The organism is Ruminococcus sp. (assembly GCF_016283395.1).
On record NZ_JAEEMU010000067.1, the window covers coordinates 1 to 2,117 of the forward strand.

Consider the following 2,117-nt stretch of genomic DNA (forward strand, 5'->3'; position numbering starts at 1 on the left):
CTGCTCCTTTCTTTTTGACTGCTGTATTTTTGTATTACTGATTATAGCATTGAAAGAAGCAAAAGTGAACGGGGATTTTTTTGTAAATCATTAATATTCAAAGTGGAATTTGACGAATACAGTTATCTGTACCGTATATTTACTCCATATCGTTTATCTGCATGTATATTCTCTGCATTTGTATATCAGTCTCGGCTATTCTCTCTGCGCACTCGCGAAGCTCCTCCGAAATATCAGCAGGTATATTCGCAGATGTCTTGTATTTAAGCTGGTGTTCAAGACTTGCCCAGAAGTCCATTGCGATTGTGCGTATCTGTATCTCAACAGGAGCGTATTCCTTATGTGTTGACAGATATACTGGTACGTTCAGTACTAAATGATAGCTGCGATATCCGCTCGGCTTTGGATTCTTGATATAATCCTTTTTCTTTATAACGGTAAAATCGTCACGCCTGCACAACATTTCGATAATTGCGTATATATCGGTGATGTAATAGCAGGTAACTCTTATACCTGCAAGATCAAGGAGGTTCTTTCTTGCCGCTTCAGTTGTGATTGGAAGTCCTTTCTTTTGGAGCTTTCCAATTATTGATTGCGGGGATTTCAGCCTGCTTTCGATGTTGTGTATGGGATTTCTCTGAAATTTAACTCCGAATTCATTATCAAGTATATTGAGATATGTCTTTACAACCTCTATCGCCGAGTCATAAAGATGCTGCAGCTGCAAAAAATCGTAAAAGACATGAGAAAACATCTCTTTCATGGACTCACTGTTATCTGTCAAAGCCGGAAGGTTGTCAAACGCTTCGATGTAAAAGTCCTTTTCGCTCATACTCTATCATCCCTTTCGTTGTTATTCTAAAATTTTCAGTCCTCTCCTTCGGTATATTCAAAACTGCCTGAGTTGTTATCAGCCTTGCTGAACTGGGTCTTGTAAAGCTCCGAATATACTCCCCCGCGGTTGACGAGCTCGCTGTGCGTACCTCTTTCGGTTATCCTGCCGTCTTTTATTACAAGTATCTCGTCGGCAGCAAGGATAGTCGAGAGCCTATGCGCTATCAGGATACTTGTACGCTGTGAAATAAGCGGTTCTATAGCGTCCTGTATCTTCTGTTCAGATATAGAATCAAGAGCCGATGTGGCTTCATCGAATATCATTAGTGCAGGATCCTTGAGAAGTACTCTTGCAATGGAAATACGCTGTTTTTCTCCGCCTGAAAGCTTAAGTCCCCTGTTTCCGACAACAGTATCGAGCCCCTGCTCCTGCTTTTCTATAAAGTCATAAATATTTGCCTGCTTACAAGCTTCTATAAGTTCTTCCTCCGTAGCGTCAGGCTTTGCATAAAGCAGATTCTCACGGATTGTGCCGTTAAAGAGATATGTCTCCTGACTTACGATACCGATATGCTCCCTGAGATAAGACAGATCAAGCTTTCTTACGTCTATACCGTCAAAAAGGACAGCTCCAGCCGTGACATCGTAAAGACGGGGTATAAGATTGACAAGGGTACTCTTTCCCGAGCCCGAAGGTCCTACAACGGCTATGCATTTTCCGCTGTCAAGTCTGAATGAGATATCATCAAGTATCTGCCTCTCCTTGTCATAATAGAAGCCAACGCTCCTGAACTCCACCTCGCCGTTGGGCTCCTTTTCAGGAGTTATAGCATCGGGAGCGTTCTCTATCTCCACAGGCATGTCGAAATACTCAAATATACGGGTAAACATTGCCATTGAGCGTATCCAGTCAACCTGTATGTTGAGAAGCTGATTCACAGGTCCGTACATTTTGCCAAGAAGTGCAACGAGAACAGTGATATCACCTACTGTGAGGTCTGAATCAAACTTCATCATAAGGATACCGCCAGCAAGGTAAATGAGCATAGGTCCGATACTTGAAAAAGTTGTAAGAGCAACTCTGAACCAGCGGCCTGCCATGCCCTCGCGGATATTAAGCTTTATCAACTTATGATTGACTTTTTCGTATTTATCATACTCTGTCTTTTCCATTCCGAAAAGCTTTACGAGGAGCTGTCCGCTGACGGACATAGTCTCGTTAAGGATACCGTTTATCTCGTCGCTGCATGCCTGCGACTCCTTGGTTATAGACCATCTCGTCT

The 2,117-nt window shown here is 42.7% G+C and carries 2 protein-coding genes; both read right to left on the reverse strand.

The features are described from left to right. Positions 1-139 precede the first annotated feature (139 nt). Complete coding sequence (locus QZZ41_RS15375; RefSeq protein WP_295074184.1) at positions 140-832, reverse strand: GTP pyrophosphokinase family protein; 693 nt, start codon at positions 830-832, stop codon at positions 140-142. Positions 833-867: 35 nt separating this feature from the next. Beyond that, the coding region (locus QZZ41_RS15380) for an ABC transporter ATP-binding protein (protein WP_295074186.1) at positions 868-2,117 on the reverse strand (1,250 nt) is incomplete at its 5' end.

Bases quoted from the DNA above. Each gene is read 5' to 3' on its own strand.
- QZZ41_RS15375 (WP_295074184.1), bottom strand. From the start codon at position 832: ATGAGCGAAAAGGACTTTTACATCGAAGCGTTTGACAACCTTCCGGCT.